The 25991-nt window shown below is 64.8% G+C and carries 22 protein-coding genes and 3 tRNA genes; 16 read left to right on the top strand and 9 right to left on the bottom strand.

Features of this window, described 5'->3' with window-relative positions; translation table 11 throughout:
• The first annotated feature begins 90 nt into the window (after positions 1 to 90).
• Positions 91 to 564 (top strand): hypothetical protein, encoded by a 474-nt coding sequence (locus tag FHW58_RS09090; protein WP_179672704.1) that lies wholly within the window; start codon positions 91 to 93, stop codon positions 562 to 564.
• A gap of 32 nt (positions 565 to 596) precedes the next feature.
• Positions 597 to 1898, top strand: coding sequence for an NAD(P)/FAD-dependent oxidoreductase (locus FHW58_RS09085; protein WP_179672703.1), 1302 nt, complete (start codon positions 597 to 599; stop codon positions 1896 to 1898).
• On the opposite strand, the gene FHW58_RS09080 is transcribed toward FHW58_RS09085, so the two are convergent.
• Positions 1890 to 2621 (bottom strand): sensor histidine kinase, encoded by a 732-nt coding sequence (locus FHW58_RS09080; protein ID WP_179672702.1) that lies wholly within the window; start codon positions 2619 to 2621, stop codon positions 1890 to 1892. The two genes, FHW58_RS09085 and FHW58_RS09080, sit on opposite strands and share 9 nt — an antisense overlap.
• A 97-nt stretch (positions 2622 to 2718) precedes the next feature.
• Positions 2719 to 4338 carry a response regulator gene (locus tag FHW58_RS09075; protein WP_179672701.1) on the bottom strand — a complete coding sequence of 540 codons (1620 nt, stop codon included), beginning with the start codon at positions 4336 to 4338 and terminating at the stop codon, positions 2719 to 2721.
• A gap of 158 nt (positions 4339 to 4496) precedes the next feature.
• Here FHW58_RS09075 and FHW58_RS09070 point away from each other — a divergent pair, with 158 nt between their 5' ends.
• Entirely contained in the window at positions 4497 to 4916 is a 420-nt protein-coding gene (locus FHW58_RS09070) for a hypothetical protein (protein ID WP_179672700.1), read from the top strand.
• Positions 4917 to 4964: 48 nt separating this feature from the next.
• On the opposite strand, the gene FHW58_RS09065 is transcribed toward FHW58_RS09070, so the two are convergent.
• From FHW58_RS09065 to FHW58_RS09055, 3 genes are all read right to left on the bottom strand, one after another.
• Positions 4965 to 5942, bottom strand: a complete 978-nt coding sequence (locus FHW58_RS09065) for a diguanylate cyclase domain-containing protein (RefSeq protein WP_179672699.1) — start codon at positions 5940 to 5942, stop codon at positions 4965 to 4967.
• A 207-nt stretch (positions 5943 to 6149) separates the two neighbouring features.
• Positions 6150 to 8297 (bottom strand): ATP-binding protein, encoded by a 2148-nt coding sequence (locus FHW58_RS09060; protein WP_179672698.1) that lies wholly within the window; start codon positions 8295 to 8297, stop codon positions 6150 to 6152.
• A 68-nt stretch (positions 8298 to 8365) separates the two neighbouring features.
• Positions 8366 to 9181 carry a response regulator gene (locus tag FHW58_RS09055; protein ID WP_179672697.1) on the bottom strand — a complete coding sequence of 272 codons (816 nt, stop codon included), beginning with the start codon at positions 9179 to 9181 and terminating at the stop codon, positions 8366 to 8368.
• 218 nt (positions 9182 to 9399) lie between these two features.
• On the opposite strand from FHW58_RS09055, the gene FHW58_RS09050 reads away from it, so the two are divergent.
• The 4 genes from FHW58_RS09050 (at position 9400) to FHW58_RS09035 (ending at position 10187) form a co-directional block, all read left to right on the top strand.
• The gene (locus tag FHW58_RS09050) at positions 9400 to 9627 is read left to right on the top strand and encodes a hypothetical protein (protein WP_179672696.1); all 228 of its coding nucleotides are present in this window, start codon (positions 9400 to 9402) and stop codon (positions 9625 to 9627) included.
• A gap of 194 nt (positions 9628 to 9821) precedes the next feature.
• Positions 9822 to 9898 (top strand) — tRNA-Arg (locus tag FHW58_RS09045).
• A gap of 72 nt (positions 9899 to 9970) precedes the next feature.
• Positions 9971 to 10047 (top strand) — tRNA-Arg (locus FHW58_RS09040).
• Between the two features lie 63 nt (positions 10048 to 10110).
• Positions 10111 to 10187: transfer RNA gene (locus FHW58_RS09035), tRNA-Arg, on the top strand.
• A gap of 79 nt (positions 10188 to 10266) precedes the next feature.
• On the opposite strand, the gene FHW58_RS09030 is transcribed toward FHW58_RS09035, so the two are convergent.
• The gene (locus FHW58_RS09030) at positions 10267 to 11070 is read right to left on the bottom strand and encodes a hypothetical protein (protein ID WP_179672695.1); all 804 of its coding nucleotides are present in this window, start codon (positions 11068 to 11070) and stop codon (positions 10267 to 10269) included.
• A gap of 339 nt (positions 11071 to 11409) precedes the next feature.
• Here FHW58_RS09030 and FHW58_RS09025 point away from each other — a divergent pair, with 339 nt between their 5' ends.
• The 3 genes from FHW58_RS09025 to FHW58_RS09015 are packed head-to-tail and all read left to right on the top strand — an operon-like array spanning position 11410 to position 13554.
• Positions 11410 to 12555, top strand: coding sequence for an alpha-hydroxy acid oxidase (locus tag FHW58_RS09025; protein WP_179672694.1), 1146 nt, complete (start codon positions 11410 to 11412; stop codon positions 12553 to 12555).
• Positions 12556 to 13044, top strand: a complete 489-nt coding sequence (locus tag FHW58_RS09020) for a VOC family protein (protein WP_179672693.1) — start codon at positions 12556 to 12558, stop codon at positions 13042 to 13044. It abuts the gene before it with no gap.
• Positions 13045 to 13074: 30 nt separating this feature from the next.
• Positions 13075 to 13554, top strand: coding sequence for an FKBP-type peptidyl-prolyl cis-trans isomerase (locus tag FHW58_RS09015; RefSeq protein ID WP_179672692.1), 480 nt, complete (start codon positions 13075 to 13077; stop codon positions 13552 to 13554).
• Here FHW58_RS09015 and FHW58_RS09010 read toward each other — a convergent pair.
• Together FHW58_RS09010 and FHW58_RS09005 are read right to left on the bottom strand one after the other, a co-directional pair.
• Entirely contained in the window at positions 13547 to 14518 is a 972-nt protein-coding gene (locus FHW58_RS09010; protein ID WP_179672691.1) for a D-2-hydroxyacid dehydrogenase, read from the bottom strand. The two genes, FHW58_RS09015 and FHW58_RS09010, sit on opposite strands and share 8 nt — an antisense overlap.
• A complete protein-coding gene (locus FHW58_RS09005; RefSeq protein WP_179672690.1) occupies positions 14515 to 15465 on the bottom strand; it encodes a LysR family transcriptional regulator in 951 nt (316 codons plus the stop codon). Before FHW58_RS09005 ends, FHW58_RS09010 begins: the two co-directional genes overlap by 4 nt.
• Positions 15466 to 15588: 123 nt before the next feature.
• Here FHW58_RS09005 and FHW58_RS09000 point away from each other — a divergent pair, with 123 nt between their 5' ends.
• From FHW58_RS09000 to FHW58_RS08980, 5 genes are all read left to right on the top strand, one after another.
• The gene (locus FHW58_RS09000; protein WP_179672689.1) at positions 15589 to 15798 is read left to right on the top strand and encodes a hypothetical protein; all 210 of its coding nucleotides are present in this window, start codon (positions 15589 to 15591) and stop codon (positions 15796 to 15798) included.
• Positions 15795 to 16661, top strand: coding sequence for an alpha/beta hydrolase (locus tag FHW58_RS08995; RefSeq protein WP_179672688.1), 867 nt, complete (start codon positions 15795 to 15797; stop codon positions 16659 to 16661). Before FHW58_RS09000 ends, FHW58_RS08995 begins: the two co-directional genes overlap by 4 nt.
• A gap of 143 nt (positions 16662 to 16804) precedes the next feature.
• A complete protein-coding gene (locus FHW58_RS08990; RefSeq protein ID WP_179672687.1) occupies positions 16805 to 18043 on the top strand; it encodes an efflux RND transporter periplasmic adaptor subunit in 1239 nt (412 codons plus the stop codon).
• Between the two features lie 6 nt (positions 18044 to 18049).
• Positions 18050 to 21238 carry an efflux RND transporter permease subunit gene (locus FHW58_RS08985; RefSeq protein WP_179672686.1) on the top strand — a complete coding sequence of 1063 codons (3189 nt, stop codon included), beginning with the start codon at positions 18050 to 18052 and terminating at the stop codon, positions 21236 to 21238.
• 1 nt (position 21239) lies between these two features.
• On the top strand, positions 21240 to 22757 hold the full coding sequence (locus FHW58_RS08980) for an efflux transporter outer membrane subunit (RefSeq protein ID WP_179672685.1): 1518 nt from the start codon (positions 21240 to 21242) through the stop codon (positions 22755 to 22757).
• Positions 22758 to 22923: 166 nt separating this feature from the next.
• Here FHW58_RS08980 and FHW58_RS08975 read toward each other — a convergent pair whose 3' ends face one another.
• Positions 22924 to 23256 carry a hypothetical protein gene (locus tag FHW58_RS08975; RefSeq protein ID WP_179672684.1) on the bottom strand — a complete coding sequence of 111 codons (333 nt, stop codon included), beginning with the start codon at positions 23254 to 23256 and terminating at the stop codon, positions 22924 to 22926.
• A gap of 155 nt (positions 23257 to 23411) precedes the next feature.
• Here FHW58_RS08975 and ligD point away from each other — a divergent pair, with 155 nt between their 5' ends.
• Complete coding sequence (ligD, locus tag FHW58_RS08970; RefSeq protein ID WP_179672683.1) at positions 23412 to 25946, top strand: DNA ligase D; 2535 nt, start codon at positions 23412 to 23414, stop codon at positions 25944 to 25946.
• Positions 25947 to 25991 lie beyond the last annotated feature (45 nt).

Raw genomic sequence — 25991 nt, 5'->3', positions numbered from 1 at the left:
CCTATGTTCGTCAGCGCACAGAGAATTGCCGGAGGATTTATTATGCTAACTGGTGAGCAAGTTCGCTCGTATCAAGAATAGAGACTCATCATGAAAGCCAAGATCCTCGCTGCCAGCCTGCTGGCGCTGTCCGCCTCCGCGTTTGCGTCCGATGTCGGTGTCTCCATCAGCGTCGGCCAGCCCGGTTTTTATGGCCGCCTCGACATCGGCGATTATCCGCCGCCGGCCGTGGTCTACCGCCAGCCGGTGATCATCGAACGGCCGGTCCATTACGTCGAGAGCGCGCCGATCTACCTGCGCGTGCCGCCGGGCCATGCCAAGCACTGGGCGAAACATTGCCATGCTTACCATGCCTGCAATCAGAGAGTGTATTTTGTGCAGGATCGGTGGTACAACAATGAATACGTGCCGCGTTACCGTGAGCGTCACGGCCATGGCGGTCCTGGTCCTGGCCGTCCCGATTTCCGTGACGACCGGCGAGACGATCGCCGCGACGACCACGGCCCGGGCCGCGGCCCCGGCCATGATCGCGGCCATGGCCACGGACACGGCCACGACCGTTAAACCGGCGGCAAACGCCGCCACAGGAGAAAGTTTTGCAGAGTAAAATCGTGATTGTTGGCGGCGGGGCAGGCGGGCTGGAGCTCGCTTGCAAACTGGGTCGCAAACTGGGGCCGCAGGCCGTGATGCTGGTGGACAGCCGCCTGTTCCATATCTGGAAACCGTCACTGCACGAGGTGGCGGCCGGCACGCTGGACGTGCACCAGGAGGGCCTGTCGTACCAGATGCTGGCGCACGACAACCACTTCACCTTTGTCTACGGGCCCATGCTGGCGCTGGACGCCAGCCGGCGCGTGCTGACCGTGGGCGCCATCAGCGCCGGCGACGACCATGGCGAGGAAATCCTGCCGGAGCGTCAGATCGGCTTTGAAAAGCTGGTGATCGCGGTCGGCAGCACCTCGAATTATTTCGGTGTGCCCGGCGCGGCCGAGCACACCATCTCGCTCAATGCCACCGAGGACGCCGAGCGCTTCCGCCTGACGCTGCTCAAGCTGCTGACGCTGGCCGAGCTCAAAAAGAGCGTGGCCGCCGATGCCGGCGTGGACGTGGTGATCATTGGCGGCGGCGCCACCGGCGTCGAGCTGGCCGCCGAGCTGCGCGAGGCCAGCGACGTCTACGCCACCTATGGCTTCCGCCAATTGCAGGCCGAGCGCGACGTGCGCATCACGCTGCTGGAAGGGGCGCCGCGCATCCTGGCGCCGCTGCCGGAAAAAGTCTCCAGCGCGGCGCTGGCACTGTTGCGCGAGCGCGCCGTCAAGGTGGTGACCGACACCCGCGTGACCGCCATCGATGCCACCGGCGTCACCGCCGGCGACACCGTCTACCCGGCGCAGATCGTCGTCTGGGCGGCCGGCATCAAGGCGCCGGACTTCCTGAAGACGCTGGGCCTGCCGACCGTCAAGTCCGGTCAGCTGGACGTCGACGGCACGCTGGCCGTCAAGGGCGTCGACGGCATCTACGCGCTGGGCGACTGCGCCGCCTGCGTCGGCCCGGACGGCAAGCTGGTGCCGCCGCGCGCCCAGGCCGCGCACCAGATGGCCGATTACCTGGTCGAAACCTTCATGCGCCAGCACAAGGGCCAGCCGCCGCAGGACAAGCCGTATGTGTACCGCGATTATGGTTCGCTGGTGTCGTTCGGCCAGACCACGTCGGTCGGCAGCCTGATGGGATCGCTCAAGGGCCTGAGCTGGTTCGTGGATGGCTTTGTGGCGCGCATGATGTACGTCAGCCTGCACCTGTTGCACCACAAGGCGGTGCTGGGCACGGTGCGCACCGGCGTGCTGGCGGTGGCGCGCTTCCTGATCAAGCGCACCACGCCGCTGGTCAAACTACATTAAGTCGGCCTTGGCCGGCTTGGGCAGGATCATCGTCAGGATGACGCCGCGCTCGGGGCCGGCCGACAAGGTCAGCGTGCCGCCCAGGTAGGCGGCCCGTTCGCGCGCCATGCGCAGGCCGAACTTGCCGGCCGGCTGGTGCGGCGCCGCCGGCACCGGGCCGCTGAGGCCGACGCCGTTGTCCTTCACGGTCAGCATCACCTCGTCTTCATTGTCGTCGACGATGACGTCGACCTCGCTGGCCTGCGCATGGGCGACGATGTTGCGCAGCGCCTCCTCCAGCGTGTGCAGCAGCACGATGCCGTGGCTGCGCGGGCAATCCAGTTCATCCTCCGGCAGGCTGCAGCGGGCGGTGATGCCGTGCTGCTGGCCGAACTGCGTGACCAGTTCGTCCAGCGCCACGCGCACGCCGAGGAATTCCAGCTTGTCGTTCCACAGCTTGAGCTGCATCTGGCGGTTGGTTTCGACGATCTGGCCCAGCAGCTTCTTCATGGTGGCCGCGCGGTCCTGCAGCGCCTGGTCGGGCGGCAGCTTTTGCATCAGCAGGCCGAGGTGCATGGTCAGCGCCGTCAGCGACGAGCCCAGGCTGTCGTGCAGCTGGCGCGACAGCGACCGGCGCTCGTTGTCCCAGCAGGTGTGGACGTGGCCGAGCAGCTCGCTCAGGTCGGCGCTGCGCAGCGCCTCTGCCGGTGGAGTGGGGTGTTCTTGCGATGCCGGTACGGACATGGGTTTTCTCTGTAAAGTCGGACGGACGACGGTGTGACCCGATCATACCCGAGCTTTGCCCATTGTGGCGCACGCCGCGTCAAGCGTGCGGCCACTCCTAGCCCTTGACCGGCACCCGGGCGCAGGTATCGATCGCCTCCATCAGCTGCTCGATGTCGACCGGCTTGACCAGGTGGCGGTCGAAGCCGGCCTCCATCACGCGCCGCAGGTCTTCCGCCAGGCCGTAGCCGGTGAGGGCGATCAGCTTGATGTCGCGCGTGGCCGGATCGGCGCGCAGGCGGCGCGCCACCTCGTAGCCGTCGATGCCGGGCAGGCCGATGTCCACCAGCGCCAGGTCCGGCTGGTGCGCTTGCGCCGCCTGCAGGCCCAGCAGGCCGTCGGCGGCCGAGGCGACCTCGTAGCCGTAACCGCCCAGCATCATGGTCATCATCTCGCGGCCGTCGTCGTTGTCCTCGATCAGCAGCACGCGCGGCTTGCCGTGCTCGCTGCGGCGCACCGCCGCCGGGGCCGGCGCCGTCTGGTGCTCGATGCGCGGCAGGCGCAGCGTGAAGGTGCTGCCGCGGTTCTCGCCGGCGCTTTCCGCCGCCACGCTGCCGCCGTGCAGCTCGGCCAGCCGCCGCACCAGCGACAGGCCGATGCCCAGCCCGCCCTGCGAGCGGTCCAGCGTGCTGCTGCCCTGCACGAACACGTCGAACACGTGCGGCAGCAGCTCGGCGGCGATGCCGACGCCGGTGTCGCGCACGCTCAGCACCACGTCGTCGTTCTCGGTCCAGGTGCGCACCTCGATGCGGCCGCCGGGCGGCGTGTACTTGAGGGCGTTGTCGAGCAGGTTGCTGGTGATTTGTTCGAGCCGGGTCGGGTCGCCGTCGATCCAGCCGGCGTCGAGGTCCTGCACCAGGTCGTAGTCGGTGCAGCGGCCGGTGGCGCGGCAGGTTTCCAGCGTGGTGGCCACCAGCTTGGCCACGTCCAGCGGCACCCGGTTCAGCAGGATCTTGCCGGACATGGCGCGCGACAGGTCGAGCAGATCGTCGACGATGCGGCCCAGGTGCTGGCTCTGGCGCTGGATGATCTTCTTGGCGCGCTGCACGCCCTCGGCCGACACCCCGGGCAGGCCGATCAGCGACGCCGCGCTGCTGATGGCGCTGAGCGGATTGCGCAGCTCGTGGCCCAGCATGGCCAGGAACTCGTCCTTGGCGTGGTTCTGCCGCTCCATCGACTTGCGCTCCTCGATCTCGCGCGTCAGCCGCTGGTTGGTGGCGGTCAGCTCGGTGGTGCGCTGGCTCAGCTGGCGCGCCTGCTTTTTCAGTTCCTCGTTCTTCATCGCCAGCGCCACGAACACGGCGATCTTGGCGTACAGCACCTGCGGGATCACCGGCGTGAACAGGAAGTCGACGGCGCCGTGCTGGTAAGCCTTCAGCCGGTCCAGTTCGTCCGCGAGGAAGGCGGTGATGAAGATGATGGGAATGTCGGCCGAGCGCGCGCGGGCGTGGATGGCCTCGGCGGTTTCGAAGCCGTCCATGCCCGGCATGTTCACGTCCAGCAGGATCACCGCGAAGTCGTGCATCAGCACCTGGCGCAGCGCGTCCTGGCCGGAGCGCGCGGCCAGCACCTCATAGCATTCCTGCTCGGCCCACTGGGCGAGCAGACTGGTCAGCGCGAACAGGCTGTTGGCGTCGTCATTGACGACCAGGATCTTGGGTTTGTCGATTTTAGGCACGGGGTTTCTGCACGCGGCGAGATGCACAATTGATCATAACAAGGGGGTAAGTGAATGTCAAAAATGCCGGTGTGCGTGGAGCAGCGTTCGCCTGCGCACAGACCCGGCGCGGCGCCACTGGCACAGTACAGCGTGAGTTCAACTGAAAGGAATCCATCATGAACATCGATACTGTCGTGGACAAAGAATATGTGGGCCATAGTTTCCGCGCGCTGGCCGACGCGCCGACCAGCGCGCTGCGCGGCCTGAGCGCCAAGGACGCCAAGGCGCTGGCCCAGGCCTTCAACGTGGTCACGGTGCGCGACCTGGCGCAGCTGGAGTTTGTCAAATGGGCGGTGGCGATCACCACGCTGGCCGACCTGGAGCAGGAAACCCCGGCCGAGCAGGCCAAGGAAACCCTGCTGGACAGCGCCGTGGAAATGACGTTCCCGGCCAGCGACCCGGTGTCGGTTGATGCCGGCATTACCCGCATTGAAGTGCCTCCGGAAGTAGTGAATGCGCATGATGACCATCAGCATGCGGCCAAAGTGGACGCGAGCACCGAGGTGGGTCTCAAGGAAGAGGCCACCACGCACTAAGGCGCAGCGCCGTTATGCCAGCCAAGCGGGCCGCGGCCCGCTTTTTTTTCAGGCCAGCGTGGCCGACATGGTGTGTTGCTGGGGGGGCTCGCTGCGCATCGACTGCGCGGTGCAGCAACGGTTCTTGCCCGAGCGCTTGGCTTCGTAGAGGGCGCCGTCGGCCGCGGCGATCAGCGCCGCCACCTCGGCCGCGTCGTCCGGGAACAGGGCCACGCCGATGCTGGTCGACAGCCGCAGCGTCAGGCCGTTGACCTGGTAGGGCTGGGACACCGCCTCGATCAGCTTGTTGGCCGGTTCCTGGGTGTCGGCCACGGTGGCGATGTCGCCCATGACGATGACGAACTCGTCGCCGCCCACGCGCGCCACGGTGTCTTCCTTGCGCGAGCAGCCGACCAGGCGCTGCGCCACCTGCTTGAGGATGTCGTCGCCATAGGCGTGGCCGTGGGTGTCGTTGATGGCCTTGAAGCCGTCCAGGTCCAGGTACATGACGGCGGCCTTGTTCTGCTGGCGCGCCGCGTGTTGCAGCACGGTGGCGATGCGGTCTTCCAGCAGCCGGCGGTTGGGCAGCGAGGTCAGCGGGTCGTGCAGCGCCAGTTCCTGCTGCTGGCGGCTGTACTGCGCCAGCTCCTTGTACAGCAGGCGCACTTCCAGCATGTTGTGGATGCGCTTGTGCACTTCCAGCAGATCGAAGGGTTTGCTGATGAAGTCGCGCGCGCCGGCCTCCAGCGCGGCGATCTTGAAGCTGGGCTGGGCGGTCAGCGCCAGTACCGGCAGGTAGCCGCCTTGCTCGATTTCCTTCAGGCCCTTCATGACCTGGAAACCGTTCAGGCCGGGCATCTGCAGGTCCAGCAGGATCAGGTCGTAGCAGTGCTGGCGGTGCAGCGGGCAAACCTGTTCTGGCAGCATGGTTGATGACACATCGGTATAGCCGGCCTCGCGCAGGATCTCCAACATCAGTTCGACGTTGTCTGCGCTGTCATCCACCACCAAAATTTTGGCGTTCAGGATTTCGTCTCGGCTCGGCATGATGGCTCTCGGTCCCTTTAAATCTTTAGTAATTCGATAATAACGCAATCTGGCGCTGGTGCGGCGCACACAAGCGTTGTTCAACAGTTTTGTAGTGTATCAAGAGTTTCTCAAATTGCTTGTAGGACATTGCCGCGTCGTGAAGTAGGAGTGGAAAAATTGCCTCATGGAAATTTCACCACGACTGTGAGCAAGCTGATATCGGTGTTACGCGTGCCGGTGGGCGGCGCCCATGGCGGCCACTTTGGCGATCAGTTCATTGGGCTCGACCGGCTTGGCGATGTGCGCCAGGAAGCCGCTGGACAGCGCCTTGAGGCGGTCCTCCGAGCGCGCAAACGCGGTCAGCGCGATGGCCGGCAGGTTGCCGCCGCGCGCCGGTCCGAGCGCGCGGATGCGGTCCAGCAGGCCGTAGCCGTCGACCTCCGGCATGCCGAGGTCGCTGACCAGCAAATCGGGCCGCTCGTGCTGCAGCAGTTGCAGCGCCTCGGTGGCGGTGGCGGCGGTCAGCACCTCGGCGTTGCAGTCGGCCAGGATGCGCTTGATCAGTTCGCGCGCGTCGGCCTCGTCGTCGACCACCAGCACCTGCAGGCCGGACAAATCATGCGCCGCACCATGTTCGCCCGGCGCCGCGTCGTCGGCGGCGGCCGGGGTGGCGGCCAGCGGCGCGGCGGCCGGGCGGCGCGGCAGCCGCACCGTGAAGCAGGCGCCGCGGCCTTCGCCCTCGCTGGCGGCGCTGATGGTGCCGCCGTGCTGCTCCACCAGGTGCTTGGCGATGGCCAGCCCCAGGCCCAGGCCGCCATGCTCGCGCGTGGTGGTGGCGTCGGCCTGGCGGAAGCGCTCGAACACGTGGCCGAGGAAGGCCGGGCTGATGCCGATGCCGCTGTCGCGCACGCTGATGGCGATCTGTTCGTCCTCGCGCCGCACGCCGACGCTGACGGTGCCGCCGCGCGGCGTGAACTTGAGCGCGTTGCTCAGCAGGTTCCACAGCACCTGCTGCAGGCGGTTGGCGTCGCCGGCCACCACGTCGGGCATGGCGGTGAAGTCGGTGTCGATGCGGATCTGCTTGGCCTCGGCGGCCGGCCGCACCGACTCGATGGCGGTGGCGGCCAGCGCGGCCGGCGCCAGCGGCTGCATTTCCAGCTTGACGCGGCCGGAGGCGATGCTGCTCATGTCCAGCAGGTCCTCGATCAGCTGCGCCTGCAAGCGGGCGTTGCGCTCGATGGTTTGCAGGCCGCGGTGCAGGTCGGCCTCGCCGCGGCTGCCGCGCCGCAGCACCTGGGCCCAGCCGAGGATGGCGGTCAGCGGCGTGCGCAGCTCGTGCGACAGCGTGGCCAGGAATTCATCCTTCATCTGGCTGGTGCGCTCGGCCTCGGCGCGCGCCTGGCGCTCCGATTCATACAGGCGGGCGTTGTCGATCGCCACGGCGGCCTGGGCGGCGATGCCGCCGATGATGCGCTCGGTGCGCTCGCTGAACATGCCCGGCTGCGAGTGGCCGAACATCAGGCAGCCGATCACTTCGCCGTTGCGCAGCGCCACCGGCACTGCCAGGTAGCTGCGCACCGGCGGCGGGCCGGCGGCGCCGGCGTGGCGCGGATCGGCCAGCACGTCGTTGCAGCGCACCGCGCCGGCGCCGGCCATGCCGGGCGCGAACAGCGCCTTGGCCAGCGGCTCGGCAAAGCGGGTGAAGGCGGCCGCCGCGCCGGTCGACAGCGTGTGCAGCAGCGTGGCGTGGCCGGCGCTGTTGGTGGTGTGGTAGAACAGCGCGCCAAAGCGGGCGCCGCTGATGCTGGTGGCGGCGTCGGTGACATCCTGCAGCAGCGGGCCGAGGTCGCGCTGCGAGGCCAGCGCGGCGCCGGTGCGGTTCAGCAGTTCGAGCACGGCGGTTTCGTCGCGCAGCGCCTCTTGCGCGCGCTTGACCTGGTCGACGTCGGTGCTGGTGCCGAACCAGCGCAGGATGCGGCCGTCGGGGCTGTGAAACGGATTGGCGCGGGTCAGGAACCAGCGGAACTCGCCATTGGCGCCGCGGATCGGCACCTCCAGCTCGAATGGCGTGCCGTCGCGGCGCGATTGTTCCCAGTGGGCGATCATCGCCGGCAGGCAATCGGGCGCGTAGAAGCGCTGCCAGCCGTCGCCGGCCATCTGCTCCGGCGTGGAGCCGGTGTAGTCGTACCAGCGCTGGTTGTACCAGACCATGGTGCCGTCCTGTTCAGCGATCCAGGCCAGCTGCGGCATGGAATTGGCGAGCGCGCGCAACTCCAGCTGACTCTGGCGCAACGCTTCCCGGGCGCGCAGCAGCTCTTCTTGCGCGTCCGGCGCGAGAGTCGGAATGGCGATGGGATCGTTCTGAACTGTCATGAACCCATTTTAGCGCCAACCTTTGCGCCGCCTCCGCACGGTTGGCAGCGCGCGCCGGCGGGTGCTGATCAGTTCGCCCGCAGGCTGGCGGCGAGCTGTTCCAGCGCCTGTTGCAGCTGTTCGATGTCGTAGGGTTTTTGCAACGATTGGGCGGGAAACTCCAGCCGGCGGGTCAGCTCGTCGCCATAACCGGAGGCGAACAACAGCGCCAGGCGCGGCCGTTGTTGCAGGGCCAGCCGCGCCAGGTCGACGCCGGACATGCCGGGCAGGCTGACGTCGGTGAACAGCACGTCGAACACCTGCCGGCTCAGCAGCGGCAGCGCCTCCTCGCCGCTGGCCACGGCCTCCACCTCATGGCCCAGTGCGCGCAGGGTTTCGCACACCAGGTAGCGGGCGTCGGCGTTGTCCTCCACCACCAGCAGGCGCAGCGGCGCGTCGCCGCCGGCCGCCGCCGGCCGCGCCAGCGCCAGCGTGCACAGGATGCCGGCCACGCCGTCCTCGCCGCGCACCGGCGTGTAGTAAAGATCGAGCGCCTGCTGCTCCATGCGGCCATCGCGCCACAGCGGCAGCGTGCAGCCGCGGTAGCTGACGCCGCGGCCCTCGCGCGCCGGCGCCAGCGCGGCGCTGCTCCAGCTGAAGGCGGCCGGCTGCATGGCCGGCACGTTGCCGCCGGGCGCGCGCAGGCTGGGCAGGCCGATCAGGGCGGCATAAGCGTCGTTGTAGACGGTGATTTGCTGCGGCCCCCACACCAGCAGCATCGCTTGTGGCGAATTGAGCAGGATGTCGATGGTCAGGCGCAGGCTGGCGGGCCAGTGGGCGTGGTCGCCGAGGTCGGTGCGGGACCAGTCGGGCGTGGGCGGCGGGACGGCGGCAGGGTGATTCATTCGGTGCGGGCGCTCTCTGTGGTTCTGATCTGTCTTGTGAAAAGGCAAAGCTGAGTGCATCCTACACGGTAAAAAAAAAGCCCGCTACAGGAGCGGGCTAAATCTATTTCCTTGGAGGAGAATAGAGGAGACAGTTGAATGATGCTGCAATGCGCAAACGAATGCAAATTTAGATTGGTAATGTGCGCAATCACTGGCATGAATGAAGCGAGGAAAACATGGCTGAAGTCATCAAGCACCGCAAGGTGAAGATCGTGGTCCTGGCCGCCGGCGAGGAGATCGGCGGACACTGCCGCGAGGGCGATATCGCGTTGTTGTCGGACAGCGCTGGCTGGTGGATCAAGTTCGTCGGCGCCGATGGCCACGTCGATTGCTATGGTGATCCGTATCCGTCTTACAACGAGGCGCTATGGTCGGCCAAGGCGGCGGCCGAGTTCGGCACCTGATGACAGAGTGCTGGACAAGCCAGGGGAGTGTCCCTATAATGCTGCTTCTTTCGAACGGCACGCTGTTTGAAAGGCTTGCTGTAAAGCCGTTTTGCAAAGCGATTGATTCGGTGTTTCGTGCGCCGGACCGATTAAATGGTAGAAATTATCAAACTTTGCAAAAGGAAATTAATGCTTTATAATGCTTGCACAGTGCGGCTGTAGCTCAGCTGGATAGAGTACTTGGCTACGAACCAAGGGGTCGTGGGTTCGATTCCTGCCAGCCGCACCATCAGTTTCACCGGAAGAGTTGGAAGATTCTTCTGTTTTCAAACAAGAAAGTGCTGTTATAATCTTGTTTTGCGCGGCTGTAGCTCAGCTGGATAGAGTACTTGGCTACGAACCAAGGGGTCGTGGGTTCGATTCCTGCCAGCCGCACCAGATTTTGGTAAGTCAAGCAAGCTGTCGAGTTTGCTTGATGGTAGTAGAAGTTGTAAAAGTTAAGCGGCTGTAGCTCAGCTGGATAGAGTACTTGGCTACGAACCAAGGGGTCGTGGGTTCGATTCCTGCCAGCCGCACCAGTAATAAGAAAAAGGCCTGGAAGCATCTGCTTCCAGGCCTTTTTTTATTTCGCGGCATATCGGATGCGCGCCAAACGGTCTATGGGATCTCAGTATCCGGATAGACGTATATGACGGTTGTGTATTCCTTCAATTCCGCGGATGCTTGTGCTCGGAACGACACAGGGGCAAGAAATGCGACCTGTATGATGGAATTTCCCTTCGGGTATGCTTTGGATGGCATGTCCGCTAGCACCGCATCCATGTCAATGCGACCGCTGGCATGACGTTTGATACTGCGCACCTTCGCAGGCGTGATCTGGACAAACACGAGTGAGGCACCGGCGGACAGCGCCGACATGTGTAATCGATCAAAGAGGCTCATGTCATCATTTTTCCCGACGACGTCCGAAGTTCCGAGCAGCACAAAACCGTTTTCCTGCCAGTGGGAGACTGAAGTTGTAAGGTCGTGTGTCGCTGCCTGTTGCAATCGCGCAGCGTGATGCGTTATCGGTCCTATCTGTGTGGACGGCAGGCCGGATAAGTCTGGCAGTACAAGCTTGACGCTTCCGGTTCTTGGTTCAAACCAGGCCAGCGTACGCGCAGAGAGAGATTTTGGCGCGAGATAAACTGGCTCAGGAGGCGACGGCCATGGTTTATAGATAACCAGCGAAGCACCTATCGCTGCGGCGGACCTTGGCAGGTCGCTCCGCTCGGCAGCTAGGTCCACAATATGGTCGCCTGGCGGTTCGAGCTTAATGAAGCCCAACTTTTCCCATTTCTCCAGGGAGCGGGATATGTCATCTGTTATGTCAAACCAGATTTCTGCCAGCTTTTCTAACGTGGGTTTTAAAAAAGGCCCTGAATATCCTGTAGCGATATAGTGTTCGGTGAATTCATTCATGTGCGAACGCGGTTAGGGAAATCGGATGAGGCAGTGCCAATGCTAGAGCTAATGGCGGACGGGAGGAGCTTTGCCATTGGCTTCGTCTGGCACATCCTTCTTCTGGCAAGTGGGGGGGGGGGGGAGCAGTGAAAAAAGAATAGTGCACAACATTGACGTCCTTCAGTCCGGCACGCATAGCGGTAGTTGTCAAATTATATGATTGATTGCCATTTGGAAATCTAGTCAATTATAACGGCGACGATTTTTGCGGTTGGACTATGTGCGAACGGGTCCGGGAACTTGGCTTTTGCCGCGAAATCCCCGATGATCTGTTGATCATAAGAACGGGGGAGACGGATGGCCATCATCACCACTATTGAAGACCTGCGCGTGCTGGCGAAAAAACGCGTGCCGCGCATGTTTTACGATTACGCCGATGCTGGTTCGTGGACCGAATCCACCTACCGTGCCAATACCGAAGACTTCGGGAAGATCAAATTCCGCCAGCGCGTGGCCGTCAACCTGGAAAACCGTTCGCTGGCCAGCACGATGGTCGGCCAGCCGGTGGCAATGCCGGTGGCGTTGGCGCCCACCGGCCTGACCGGCATGCAGCATGCCGATGGCGAAATCCTCGCCGCCAGGGCGGCGGAAAAATTCGGCGTGCCATTCACGCTGTCGACCATGAGCATCTGTTCGATCGAGGACATCGCGGCCCACACCAGCAAGCCATTCTGGTTCCAGCTGTACGTGATGAAGGACCGCGATTTCATCAACCGCCTGATCGACCGCGCCAAGGCGGCGCGCTGCGCGGCGCTGGTGCTGACGCTGGACCTGCAGGTGCTGGGCCAGCGCCACAAGGATCTCCGCAACGGCCTGTCGGCGCCGCCCAAGCTGACCATTCCCAACCTCATCAACCTGGCCACCAAGCCGCGCTGGTGCCTGGGCATGCTGGGCACGCAACGCCGCAGCTTCGGCAATATCGTCGGCCATGCGACGTCGGTGTCGGATATGTCGTCGCTGTCGTCGTGGACGTCGCAGCAGTTCGACTTGAGCCTGTCGTGGAAGGACGTGGAGTGGATCAAGCAGCGCTGGGGCGGCAAGCTGATTATCAAGGGCATCATGGACGCGGAGGACGCGCGCCTGTGCGTGGACAGCGGCGCCGATGCGCTGATCGTCTCCAACCACGGCGGCCGCCAGCTCGATGGCGCCGAGTCGTCGATCGCCGCGCTGCCGCGCATCGTGGACGCGGTCGGCAAGCAGATCGAGGTGCACATGGACGGCGGCATCCGCTCCGGCCAGGATGTGATCAAGGCGCTGGCGCTGGGCGCGCAGGGCGTGTACATCGGCCGGCCCTTCCTGTACGGGCTGGGGGCGATGGGCGAACAGGGCGTGAGCAAATGCCTGGACATCATCCGCAACGAGCTGGATCTGACCATGGCTTTCTGCGGTCTGCGCGACGTGCGCCAGGTCGACAAGAACATTCTTTTACCGGGGAGTTTCTGAATGCTGGAGCAGCCAGTCGGGCATATCTTCAAGGCGACGGCATCGGTGGCGCCGAGCCAGCGCATCCACCTGGTGCTGCTGGGCGTGGCGGACGTGGCACGGTCGGCGCGCTTTTATACGGCGCTGGGCTGGAGCCGTTCGCCGACCAGCAACGACGGCTTCGTCAAGTTCAACATGGGCGGTTACGCGATCTGCCTGATCAACCGCGACGATTTCGCGCGCGACGCGCAGGCGGCGGATACCGGCAAGCCGGGTTTCTCCGGCGTGGCGCTGATTCACCTGGCGCGCAGCGCGGCAGACGTGCCGCGCATTCTGGCCAGGGCGGCGGAGGCGGGCGGGGAGATCGTCAAGCCGGCCACCCGCACCCACTGGGGCGTGGCCGGCTACTTCAAGGATCCGGATGGTCATCTGTTTGAAGTCGATTACGAAACCGTGTGGTCGTTCGACCAGCAGCATCATTTGCGCGTGGACCACGTGAATATCGTGTAAGCTGCGGCCCTCATCAACACGAAAGACACCATGAAACACCTGATTTCCTCCTGCGCGATCGGCCTGTCGCTGGCCTTTACCCTGGCCGGCTGCGAACGCGCCAAGGCGCCTGAAGCCGCATCGGCATCCGCGGCGGCTGCGGCCCCGGCGCCAGCCGCCACCGGCACGGTCGCGGCGCTGCAAAAGAACGACGCCGTGACGGGCACCGGCAAGGAAGCCACCGCCGGCACCACCGCCGTGGTCAATTACACCGGCTGGCTGTACGTGCCGGACGCGCCGCAACAGCACGGCGCGCAGTTCGATTCGTCGATCGGCCGCGAGCCGTTCAGCTTCCGCCTCGGCGCCGGCCAGGTCATCCCGGGCTGGGACGAGGGCGTGCAGGGCATGAAGGTGGGCGGCAAGCGCACGCTGATCGTGCCAGCCAACATGGGCTATGGCGAAAGCGGCGCCGGTCCGATTCCGCCCAACGCCACGCTGATCTTCGACGTCGAACTGCTGGACGTTAAATAACCACGTTGCGCGGCGCGCCGGCCGCCCATGCCTCGATGTTGTCGATCAGCTGATCGACCAGCGTCTGCATCGCCTGCGCGCTGGCCCAGGCCGAATGCGGCGTCAGGATGAAGTTGGGCAGGCGCAGCTTGAGCAGCGCGTTGTCGGCCGGCGGCGGCTCCGTCACCAGCACGTCGAAGCCGGCGCCGGCGATCAGGCCGCTGCGCAGGGCGTCGGCCAGCGCCACCTCGTCCACCAGGCCGCCGCGCGCGGTGTTGATCAGCAGGGCGTTGCGCTTCATGCGTATCAGTTCCTTGGCGCTGATCATGTTGCGGGTCTGGTCGGTCAGCGGCAGGTGCAGGCTGATCACGTCCGAGGTCTCCAGCACCTCATCGAAGCTGGCTTCGCGCACGCCGTCGGCGTCGGCGTCCGGCAGCGGCGAGCGGTTGTGGACGATGACTTCCATGCCGAAGGCGCGCGCGATCCGCGCGGTGGCCTTGCCCAGCGCGCCGTAGCCGAACAGGCCCAGGCGGCTGCCGGCCAGGTCCGAAACCGGATGGCCAAACAGGCAGAAACGCTCCGATTTTTCCCACAGCCCCGCCTCGATATCGGCGCGGTAGGCGATCAGCTGCCGGCGCAGCGCCAGGATCAACGCGAAAGTGTGCTCGGGCAGCGTGTGCACCGCGTAGTTGCGGATGTTGGTGACGACGATGCCGCGTTCCGTGGCCGCCGCCAGGTCGACGATGTTGGTGCCCGTGGCCGCCACCGCGATCAGCTTCAGGTCCGGCAACTGGGCCAGGTCGTCGGCAGTGAGCGGCACCTTGTTGGTGATGGCGATGGTGGCGCGGGCGTCGCGCAGGCGCTGGAGGGCCTCGCCGGCGCGCGTGGCCGGATACTCGGTCCATTGGTGCGCAAACGCCGGCTTGCGCACGTTGGCGATCACGCTGTCGCGGTCCAGGAAGACGATGCGGTGGGGTTCAGTCATATGGCTACCTCTAACGGTGTGGCGCGCGCGGCGATCTTCGGCAGGCGCATGCCGGGGTGATTGGAAAACAGTTCGGCGACCCATTCGACAAACACGCGCACCTTGGCCGACAGGTGGCGGTTCTGCGGATACACCACGTGGATCGGCAGCGGGTCGCTGATCCAGTCTTCCAGGATCAGTTCAAAGCGGCCGTCCTTGACCATCGGCTCCATCATGAAGTTGGGCATCTGGACGATGCCCAGCCCGGCCACGCCGGCGGCAATGTAGGCGTTGCTGTCGTTCAGCGCGATCGAGCCGGGCAGGGCGACCTGCACCCGTTCGCCGTCGCGCGTAAAGTCCCAGTCGTAGATCTTGCCGGTGCGGGCGGAGAAGTAATTCACGCAGCGGTGGCGCAGCAGGTCGTTGGGATGCGCCGGGCGGCCATAGCGCGCCAGGTAGGCCGGCGAGGCGCAGGTGACGAAGTGCAGGATGCCGACCCGGCGCGCGATCAGGCTGGAGTCGCCCAGCGCGCCGCCGCGCACCGCGCAGTCCACGCCTTCCTCGACCAGGTCCACTGGGCGGTCGCTGCAGCCCAGTTCCAGCTGTATGTCCGGGTACAACGCAAAGAACTGCGGCAGCGCCGGCACGATGACGTCGCTGGCCAGGCCGGTGGGGGCGTCCACCCGCAGCCGCCCGGAGGGGCTGAGCCGGGTGCGCGACAGTGATTCCTCGGCCTCGCGCACGTCGGACAGGATGCGCAGGCAGCGCTCATAGTAGGCCGCGCCGTCGGCGGTGACGCTGACGTGGCGCGTGGTCCGGTGCAGCAGCTTGACCGCCAGCGTGGTTTCCAGCTGCTGGATGAGGGTGGAGACGGTGGCCTTGGGCAGTTGCATGGTATCGGCCGCGCGCGTGAAGCCGCCAGCGTCCACCACCTGCACAAACACTTCCATCGCTTGAAGTTTATTCATTTCTGGTCCTATTGTTCGTGATTCTGAACAATCAATTCGACTTTGCCGTATTTATCGGATTGTAGATCAAGTTTAAGATTGCTGTACTGCACAAAGTAAAAGACGAAGAAAGGAGGACTTATCATGAAATATCGGGATGCAATTTTTGCAACGATCGCACTGGCGCTGACGTCGGTGGCACTGGCAGGCGTGGTATATACCGACGCTTACTCTCATACCGCCAAGGCGGAAGTTCGCGGCGTGCGCGCCCTGACGCTGGTGGCGAGCGGCGAGACCGCCTGCGACCCTGCTAACATGTTGTCCTCCAACGAATCGGGTACGGTGCAACAATGAACAATCCAGTAGAGAAGCTGCCGACCCTGTCGGACCAACTGAAGATCCGCGGCCTGGAAGTGAAGGGCGCCGAGGGTCCGCTGGCGGCGCGACTCTACACCAGCGGCGATGCCGGCGCCAAGCGCGACATGCTGCTGGTCTTCTTCCACGCCGGCGGCTTTGTCGGCGGTGATCTGGAAGACGCGGACATGTTCCTGCGTCATTTGGCAGACGACAGCCCGCACATGGCGGTGCTAGCATCGGCCTATACGCTGGCCACCGAAAAGCCGTTCCCGGCAGCGGTGGAAGACGCGCACGCGGTGCTGCTGTGGGCCAAGAAGAACAAGACCAAGCTGGGCTGGACCGGCAAGCAACTGCTGGTGGCGGGGATCGAGGCGGGCGCCAACCTGGCCGCCGTCTGCGCGTTGATGTCGCGCGACCGCGGCGGTCCGGCGCTGGCCGGCCAGGTGCTGGTGATGCCGATGCTCGATCCGGGCCTGAGCACCTGCTCGATGCGCGAGATCCAGGCCGAACCGGAGCTGCTGGACGTGGCCGACGCCTGCGCCAAGGCCTACCGCGGCTACCTGCCCAACGCCGCCGACCGCACCCACCCGTACGCCTCGCCGCTGCAATCGAGCCGCCTGAAGAACCTGCCGCCGGCGCTGATCCTGTCCACCGAGGACGATCCGCTGCGCGATGAGGCCGAACAGTATGGTGCCAAACTGATCGGCTGCGGCGTCAAAACCACGGTCCGGCGCATGCAGCCGGCGCCCCTGAAGGATGCAGGGGCACGCAACGAATGTGCCTGCCGTTGTCAGGCATTGGGAGAAATCGCCAGCTTTGTCGCTGGCCTGGAACGGTCCGAGACGCCGCCAGCCGCATAGGATTCCCCACCCATTAAGCAGTAACTGAGTCACGTCCCCACTGGCTTGCCGGCGGGGCGCTAGTACCGTGTTTTCTCGATTTTCGCTGAGATCGCCCGGTGCCGCCTTTTCAATTAATTATTTTCATACAAAAAGGAATAAAGATGAAAACCATTAAATCAATGACTGCTGTTGCCCGGCCGCTGGCCGCCGCGATGGCACTGGCGGGCCTGGCCGCAATCTCTCTTTCCGGCTGCGGCGATGCCAACAGCAAAGCCGCCGAAGCGCCTGCGGGCGCCGGCGGTCCGCCGGTATCGGCCGCTGCCGTGGTCGAGAAAACCATCACCGAAACCCAGGAGTTCTCGGGCCGCCTGGAAGCCATCGACCAGGTGCAGATCCGTCCGCGCGTCAGCGGCTACATCACCGCCATCAACTTCAAGCCGGGCTCGCAGGTCAAGAAGGGCGACGTGCTGTTCGTGATCGACCAGCGCCCGTTCCAGGCCGAAGCCGCCCGCGCCGAAGCCGCCGCCAATTCGGCGCGCGCCAAGGCCGACCTGGCCAAGGTGGAACTGGTGCGTGCGGAAAAACTGCTGGCCGACAAGGCCATCGCCCAGCGCGAATACGACGCCTCGGCATCCAGCTACAAGCAGCTCGACGCCGACGCCAAGGCCGCCCAGGCGCAGTATGAAACCGCCAAGCTGAACCTGAGCTACACCCAGGTCACCTCGCCGATCAACGGCCGCGTGTCGAAAGCGGAAATCACGCTGGGCAACCTGGTCGACCAGTCGGCCGTGCTGACCTCGGTGGTATCGCTGGACCAGATCTACGCCTCGTTCGACGGTGACGAAGACACCTACCTGCGCGTCGGCGCCGCCGCCCACCAGGGCAAGCCGGCCACCGTCAAGATCGGCCTGGCCAACGAAACCGGCTTCCCGCACGAAGGCAAGCTGGAATTCGTCGACAACCAGCTGGACGTGCGCAGCGGCTCGGTGCGCATGCGCGCCATCCTGGCCAACGCCGACGGCGCCCTGGTGCCCGGCCTGTTCGCCCGCGTGCAGCTGGCCGGCAGCACCGGCGCCAAGTCGGCCCTGCTGATCAACGAACGTGCCGTCAACACCGACCAGAACCGCAAGTTCGTGTTCGTGGTCGACAAGGACAACAAGGCCGAATACCGTCCGATCACGCTGGGTCAGCAGATCGATGGCCTGCGCATCGTGCGCGACGGCCTGAAGCCGGGCGAGAAGATCGTCGTCAACGGCCTGCAGCGCGTGAAACCGGGCGCGCCGATCACGCCGAACATCGTGCCGATGGACGCCGACCCGCTGGCCGCGGAACTGGCCGCCAAAAAAGAACAGAAAGTCGCCGCTGCTGATGGCAAGAAAGCCGGCACCACCAAGGAATAATTAAAAATGAATATCTCTCGATTCTTTGTCGACAAGCCGATTTTCGCGGCGGTTCTGTCGATCATCATCTTCGTCGCCGGCTTGATATCCATCTTCAAGCTGCCGATCTCGGAGTACCCGGACGTGGTGCCGCCATCGGTGGTGGTGCGCGCGCAGTATCCGGGCGCCAACCCGAAGATCATCGCCGAAACCGTGGCCGCGCCGCTGGAGGAGCAGATCAACGGCGTCGAGAACATGCTGTACATGTCCTCGCAAAACACCTCGGACGGCGCGCTGGCGCTGACCGTGACCTTCAAGATCGGCACCAACGTCGAGCAGGCTGAAACCCAGGTGCAGAACCGCGTCCAGCGCGCGCTGCCACGGCTGCCGGAAGAAGTGCGCCAGATCGGCGTGACGACCGTCAAGTCGTCGCCCAACCTGACCATGGTGGTCCACCTGAATTCGCCGAACGGCCGTTACGACGACCTGTATCTGCGCAATTACGCGGTGCTGAACATCAAGGACCAGCTGGCGCGCCTGCCCGGCATGGGCGAGGTGCAGCTGTTCGGTTCCGGCGACTACGCCATGCGCGTCTGGCTCGATCCGCAGAAGGTGGCGCAGCGCGGCATGACCGCCGGCGACGTGGTCGACGCGATCCGCGAGCAGAACGTGCAGGTGGCGGCCGGCGTGGTGGGCCAGGGCCCGGCCAAGAACGCCGACTTCCAGCTGACCGTCAACACGCAAGGCCGCCTGCAGTCGGAAGAAGAATTCGGCAACATCATCCTGAAGACCAACGCCGACGGCGCGGTCACGCTGCTGAAGGACGTGGCACGCCTGGAGATGGGCTCGAACTCCTACGCCCTGCGTTCGCTGCTGAACAACAAGTCGGCGGTGGCAATCCCGATCTTTGAAGCGCCGAACGCCAACGCGCTGCAACTGTCGGCCGACGTGCGCGCCACCATGGCCCGCCTGTCGAAAGATTTCCCGGAAGGCGTCGAATACAGCGTTGTATACGACCCGACCCAATTCGTGCGCGAATCGATCCGCGCCGTGATCCACACGCTGGTCGAAGCGATCATTCTGGTGGCACTGGTGGTGATCGTGTTCCTGCAAACCTGGCGCGCATCGGTGATTCCGCTGCTGGCCGTTCCCGTGTCGGTGGTGGGTACCTTCGCCGTCATGCTGGCCTTTGGCTTCTCGATCAACACGCTGTCGCTGTTTGGCCTGGTGCTGGCCATCGGTATCGTGGTCGACGATGCGATCGTGGTGGTGGAAAACGTCGAGCGTAATATCCACGACGGCCTGAATCCGCGCGACGCCACCATCCAGGCGATGAAAGAGGTGAGCGGCCCGATCATCGCGATTGCGCTGGTGCTGTGCGCCGTGTTCGTGCCGATCGCCTTCGTGTCCGGCCTGTCTGGTCAGTTCTACAAGCAGTTCGCGCTGACCATCGCGATTTCGACCGTGATCTCGGCATTCAGCTCGCTGACCCTGGCCCCGGCGCTGTCGGCAGCCCTGCTGAAATCGCACGACGCGCCGAAAGACGCGCTGACCCGCGGCATGGAAAAAGTGTTTGGCCGTTTCTTCAACTGGTTCAACCGCTTCTTCAACCGCGCCTCGCACAGCTACGAAACCGGCGTGACCGGCGTGCTGAAACGCAAAGGATCGTCGCTGATCGTGTACGCCATCCTCGGCGTGGCCGCCGCCTTCATGTTCAAGGTGGTGCCACCGGGCTTCGTGCCAGCGCAGGACAAGCAGTACCTGATCGGCTTCGCCCAGTTGCCGGACGCCGCCTCGCTGGACCGTACCGACGCCGTGATCCGCAAGATGTCGGACATCGCCAAGGACATCCCTGGCGTGGACAACTCGATCTCGTTCCCTGGCCTGTCGATCAACGGCTTCACCAACGCGCCTAACGCCGGTATCGTGTTCCTCGGCCTGGCGCCGTTCGAGAAGCGCAACAGCAAGGAAACCTCGGCCGAGGCGATTGCCGCTGAAATGAACAAGCGCATGGGCGCCATCGAAGGTGCGTTCGTGCTGGTGCTGCCACCACCGCCAGTCAATGGCCTGGGCACCACCGGCGGCTTCAAGCTGATGGTCGAAGACCGCGACAACCTCGGTTACGACGCGCTGTACAAAGCCGTGCAGGCGGTGCAGATGAAGGCCTGGCAGAATCCGAAGCTGGCCGGCGTGTTCTCCAGCTACCAGATCAACGTGCCACAACTGTTCGCCGACATCGACCGCCAGAAGGCCAAGCAACTGGGCGTGCCGCTGAACACCATCTACCAGACCTTGCAGATCAATCTGGGCTCGCTGTATGTGAACGACTTCAATCAGTTCGGCCGTACCTACCAGGTGCGTGTGCAGGCTGACCAGCAGTTCCGTTCGCACGCCGAGGACATCGCCCAGCTGAAGGTGCGCAACGACAAGGGCGAGATGATTCCGCTGTCGTCGCTGATGCGCGTCAAGGACAGTTATGGCCCGGACCGGGTACAGCGCTACAACGCCTACGTGGCCGCCGAGATCAACGGCGCACCGGCGCCAGGCGTGTCGTCGGGCGAGGCGCAGGCCGAGATGACCAAGATCGTCAACGAAGTGCTGCCGAAGGGTATTAGCTACGAATGGACGGAACTGGTGTACCAGGACATCCTGTCCGGTAACACGATGATCTACGTGTTCCCGCTGTGCGTGCTGCTGGTGTTCCTGGTGCTGGCCGCGCAGTACGAAAGCTGGACCCTGCCGCTGGCGGTGATCCTGATCGTGCCGATGTCGATCCTGTGCGCGCTGATTGGCGTCAAACTGACCCACGGCGACAACAACGTCTTCACCCAGATCGCACTGTTCGTGCTGGTGGGCCTGGCGTCGAAGAACGCGATTCTGATCGTGGAGTTTGCGCGGGAGCTGGAGCACCATGGCCGCTCGATCGTCGAAGCCGCGCTGGAAGCCTGCCGCCTGCGTCTGCGTCCGATCCTGATGACGTCGATCGCATTCATCATGGGCGTGCTGCCGCTGGTGTTCTCGCACGGCGCGGGTTCGGAAATGCGTCATGCGATGGGTGTGGCGGTGTTTGCCGGCATGCTGGGCGTGACCTTCTTCGGCCTGTTCCTGACGCCGGTGTTCTACGTGCTGCTGCGTACCCTGGCGGTCAAACTGGAGAAGAAAAAACCTGCCGTGGCCGGCGACGCCGCCGCGGTAAAACTGGAAGGGACTCACTAACATGAACAAGCTGCATATGATCGCCAAGGGCGTGGCCCCCATGCTGGCGGCGCTGCTGATGACCGCGTGCGCAGCACCGGAGTTCAAACAACCCGCGATCGAGGTACCGACCGCGTTCAAGGAATCGCAGCAGCCCGACGCCGCTGCCCGCGATGCCGTACCAGTAAAAACCGCCGCCGACGGAAGCACCTGGAAACAGGCGCAACCCGCCGAAGCGCAGCCGCGCGGCGAGTGGTGGCTGGCCTTCAACGATCCGGCGCTGAATGAGCTGATCAACGAAGCCACCCGCGCCAACGCCAACCTGGCGGTGGCCGCGGCCCGCGTCAAGCAGGCGCGCGCCATTGCCGGCATCGCCGAAGCGGACCGCATTCCGCAAGTGGGCGTCGGCGTCGGCGCCCAGCGCGTGCGCCAGTCGGACGTGGAACTGGGCCTGCCGGCCGGCACCCCGGTGGCGCCGTCCAAGGTGTTCAGCGCCAACCTGACGGCCAGCTACGAGGTCGACCTGTTCGGCCGCGTCTCGTCCAACGTCGCCGCCGCCCGTGGCGACGCGGCGCAGGTCGAGGCGACCTACCGTTCGGTGCTGCTGTCGGTGCAGGCGGACGTGGCGCAGACCTATTTCCGTCTGCGCTCCACCGACGCCGAGCTGGAAACGCTGAACCGCACGGTGCAGACCCGCGAAGAAAACGTCAAGGTCAACCAGCGTCGTTTCGACCTGGGCGATATCGGCGAATTCGACCTGTCGCGCGCCAAGACCGAGTTGGCGACGGCGCGCGCCGAAGCCATCGGCCTGCAGCGTCAGCGCGTGACCACCGAGCATGCGCTGGCGGTCCTGCTGGGCAAACCGGCGGCCAGCTACACGGCCGGCAACAGCCCGCTGCTGGACGGCACGCTGCTGCCGGTGATCCCGGCCGGCCTGCCATCGACGCTGCTGGAGCGCCGTCCCGACATCACCGCCGCCCAGCGCGCGATGGAAGCGGCCAACGCCCGCATCGGCGTGGCGCGCTCGGCGATGTTCCCGTCGCTGATGCTGAACGCGAATGCGGGCGGCGTGTCGGGTAACACCGTGGCCGACGTGTTCAAGTGGAGCAGCCGTTCGTGGCTGCTGGGCGCGGCGCTGTCGATGCCGCTGATCGATGGTGGCCGCAACAAGGCCAACATCACGCGCAGCGAAGCGGCGCTGGAGGAATCGGTCGGCACGTATCGTCAGAGTGTGTTGACGGCGTTCGCGGAAGTGGAAGACAACCTGGCGGGCCTGCGCATCCTGGCTGGCCAGACGGCGCAGATCGAGGACGCCGTGGTGTCGGCGCGGCGCTCGGCCGATCTGGCACAGAAGCTGTACACGGCCGGCCGTTCGAGCTACCTCGACCTGCTGGACGCGCAGCGCAACCTGGCGACGGTGGAGCGCAACGCGGTGCAACTGCGCGGCAATCGCGCCGTGACCACGGTGGCGCTGATCCGCGCGCTGGGCGGTGGCTGGGGAGATACCCCGCCGGCGCCGACGACGTTGGCGCAGAAGTAAAAACGAAAAGGCGAACCCCAAAAGGTTCGCCTTTTTTTTTCGGGGTAAAGCATGCGATGGCAAGAGGCCCCAAGCTCGGCGCCCCGTGTCACAGCATGCTGTCACCCCGCACACCGCACGCAGGGGTCTGACCCCGTACGGGGTCAGACCCCACCACCGGGGTTAATTATTTGGCGGCGACAGGCGCCGGAGCAGCAGCGGCCTCGGTTTTCTCAGCCTTGGCGTGTGCCTTGGCCTTGGTCTTGCTGGCCTTCGCGTGCGCGTCAGCCTTGTCGGCCTTTTCCTCGGCCTTGGCAACGGCGACATCCTTCTTGGCGTCCGCTTCCACCTTGGCGGTCTTGGCCTCTGCCTTGATCTCAGCCTTGGTTTCCTTGGCTTCAGCCTTGGCAGCGGTCTTGGCTTCCTTGGCCTCGGCCTTGGTGGTGGCAGGAGCGGGAGTCTGCGCAAATGCAGCGGTTGCGAACAGGCCGGCGATCAGGGTAGCGATTACTTTGGTCATGATTCAATCCTTTATTCAGGTTTTCGGGCCCGGGACAATTCCCGCGTCTCTGAGCAAAAAACGCTGCCCCAAAACGTTGCGTTGACGGTCTTTACAATCGCTTACATGTTCGCCAACGCACGGAGCGTGCGGGCGGACCAGCATAGGCTAAAGCCATGAAAGACTCGCTCAAGACCTACAAGGCCAAACGCAACTTCGCCATCACCCCCGAACCCGCCGAAGGCGGCAAGGCGGGCAAAGAGGCGCTGACGTTTGTCATCCAGAAGCACTGGGCCACGCGGCTGCATTACGACTTCCGGCTGGAGCTGGACGGCGTGATGATCAGCTGGGCCGTGCCCAAGGGCCCCAGCTACGACACGCACGACAAGCGCATGGCGGTGCACGTCGAGGATCACCCGATCTCGTATAACGACTTCGAAGGCACGATCCCGCCCAAGCAGTATGGCGCCGGCAAAGTGATCATCTGGGACAAGGGCACCTGGCATCCGCTGGATGATCCGCACAAGGCGCTCAAGGCTGGCAACCTCAAATTTGACATCCACGGCCACAAGATGCACGGCCGCTGGGTGCTGGTGCGCATGAAGGGCAAGGGCGAAAAACAGGAGCCGTGGCTGCTCATCAAGGAGCACGACGAGTACGCGCGGCCGGCCGACGAATTCAGCGTGGTCGACGAGATGCCCGACAGCGTCAAGGCGCTGCCCATGCCCGCCGATGCCGGACGGCCGTCCGCCACAACCGCCCGCGACGCCAGCGCCAGAGCCGGCGCCAGGCCGTCCCGCGCCGCCGCGCGCGGTGTTGGTGCGGCCGCGGACGCGCCCAAAGCCGAGCTGCCGGAGACGCTGTCGCCGCAACTGGCCACGCTGGTCGACGGCCCGCCGGCGGCGGCGGACGAGTGGCTGTTCGAGGTCAAATTTGACGGCTACCGCATCCTCGCCCGCGTGGATGGCAAGGACATCCGCCTCATCACCCGCAACGGCAACGACTGGACGCACAAGCTGCAGCCGCTGCACGCCGCGCTCGCGAAAATGAAACTGCCCAAGGGCTGGTACGACGGCGAAATCGTCGTCCACGACGACCACGGCCGCCCCGACTTCGGCCTGCTGCAAAACGCCTTCGACGAAGACCATCCCGGCGACATTGTCTACTTCATCTTCGACATCCCCTTCCACAACGGCCGCGACCTGCGCGAGCTGCCGCTGGAGCAGCGTCGCGCCATTCTGGAGGAAATCCTGGGCAAACGCGCCAACGACACGGTGCGCTACAGCGCCGCGCTGTCGGCGCCACCGCAGGACATGATCGCCGCCGCCTGCCAGATGGGCCTGGAAGGCATCATCGGCAAGCGCCGCGACTCGCGCTACACCGCGCGCCGCAGCGGCACCTGGATCAAGCTCAAATGCGGCCAGCGGCAGGAATTCGTCATCGGCGGCTACACCGATCCGCAAGGCTCGCGCAGCGGCTTCGGCTCGCTGCTGCTCGGTACGTACGACAAGGACGGCAAGCTGCAATACGCCGGCAACGTCGGCAGCGGCTTCAACGCCGCCTCGCTGGCCGAACTCAAGACGCAGATGGACAAGCATGCCGCCGACAAAAGCCCGTTCGCGCCCAGCCGCGACATCGCCAAAAAAGCGCACTGGCTCAAGCCCGCGCTGGTGGCGGAGGTGGCATTCAGCGAGTGGACGCATTCGGGCTCGATCCGCCATGGCGTGTTCAAAGGCCTGCGCAAGGACAAGAAGGCCGGCGTCATCGTGCGCGAGGAGCCCGCGCACATCAAGGAGGAGGCAACCGTGGAAGGCAAGCTACCAGCGTCGTTGAAGATCACCAATCCCGACCGCGTGATCGACAAGCAAAGCGGCGCCACCAAAATCCAGCTGGTGCGCTACTACGCGCTGGTGGCGCCGCTGATGCTGCCGCACCTGAAAGGCCGACCGGTATCGCTGGTGCGCGCGCCGGAGGGCGTGGGCGGCGAATTATTCTTCCAGAAGCACGCCGAAGTCTCGCGCATGCCGGGCGTGAAGCAGTTCAAGCAATCGCTCGACCCGGAGCATCCGCCAATGCTGGAAGTGCCGACGGAAGAGGGACTGCTGTCGGCGGCGCAGATGAACGTGGTCGAACTGCACACGCAAAATGCCAGCGGCGGCAGCTACGAGAAGCCCAACCGTATGATCTTCGACCTTGATCCGGGCAAGAACGTGACGTGGGATCAGGTGAAAGAGGGCGCGCAGCTGATGCGCGCCTTCCTGGAGGAACTTGGCCTGGCGACGTTCCTGAAAACCAGTGGCGGCAAGGGGCTGCACGTGGTGGTGCCGGTCAAACCGGGGTATGGCTGGGACGACGTCAAGGGATTCTCGCAAGCCATCGTCGCCCACATGGCCGAGACGATTCCCGACCGCTTCGTGCTGAAGAGCGGGCCAAGCAACCGCGTGGGAAAAATCTTCATTGACTACCTGCGCAATGGGCGCGGCGCGACCACGGTGTGCGCCTGGTCCGCCCGCACCCGGCCGGGCCTCGGCATATCGGTCCCGATCAGGTGGGAAGAACTGGACGGCCTGCAAAGCGCCGACCACTGGAACGTCACCAACGCCCACACCCGGCTGGATGAGGGCAACGCGCCGTGGGACGATTACGCGAAATCCGCCAAAGGGTTGGCGGCCGCCATGAAACTGATGCAGTTCAAACCAGGGCACAACTGAGCTCGCGGGAACCGCTCACCCCGCACCGCGGCGAACTGGGGTCTG

Origin of the sequence: Duganella sp. 1224 (genome assembly GCF_013408245.1) — a bacterium.
GTDB lineage: Bacteria > Pseudomonadota > Gammaproteobacteria > Burkholderiales > Burkholderiaceae_D > Rugamonas.
The sequence above is the reverse complement of the archived record's forward strand: the minus strand, read 5'-3'. Positions and strand labels throughout refer to the sequence as shown.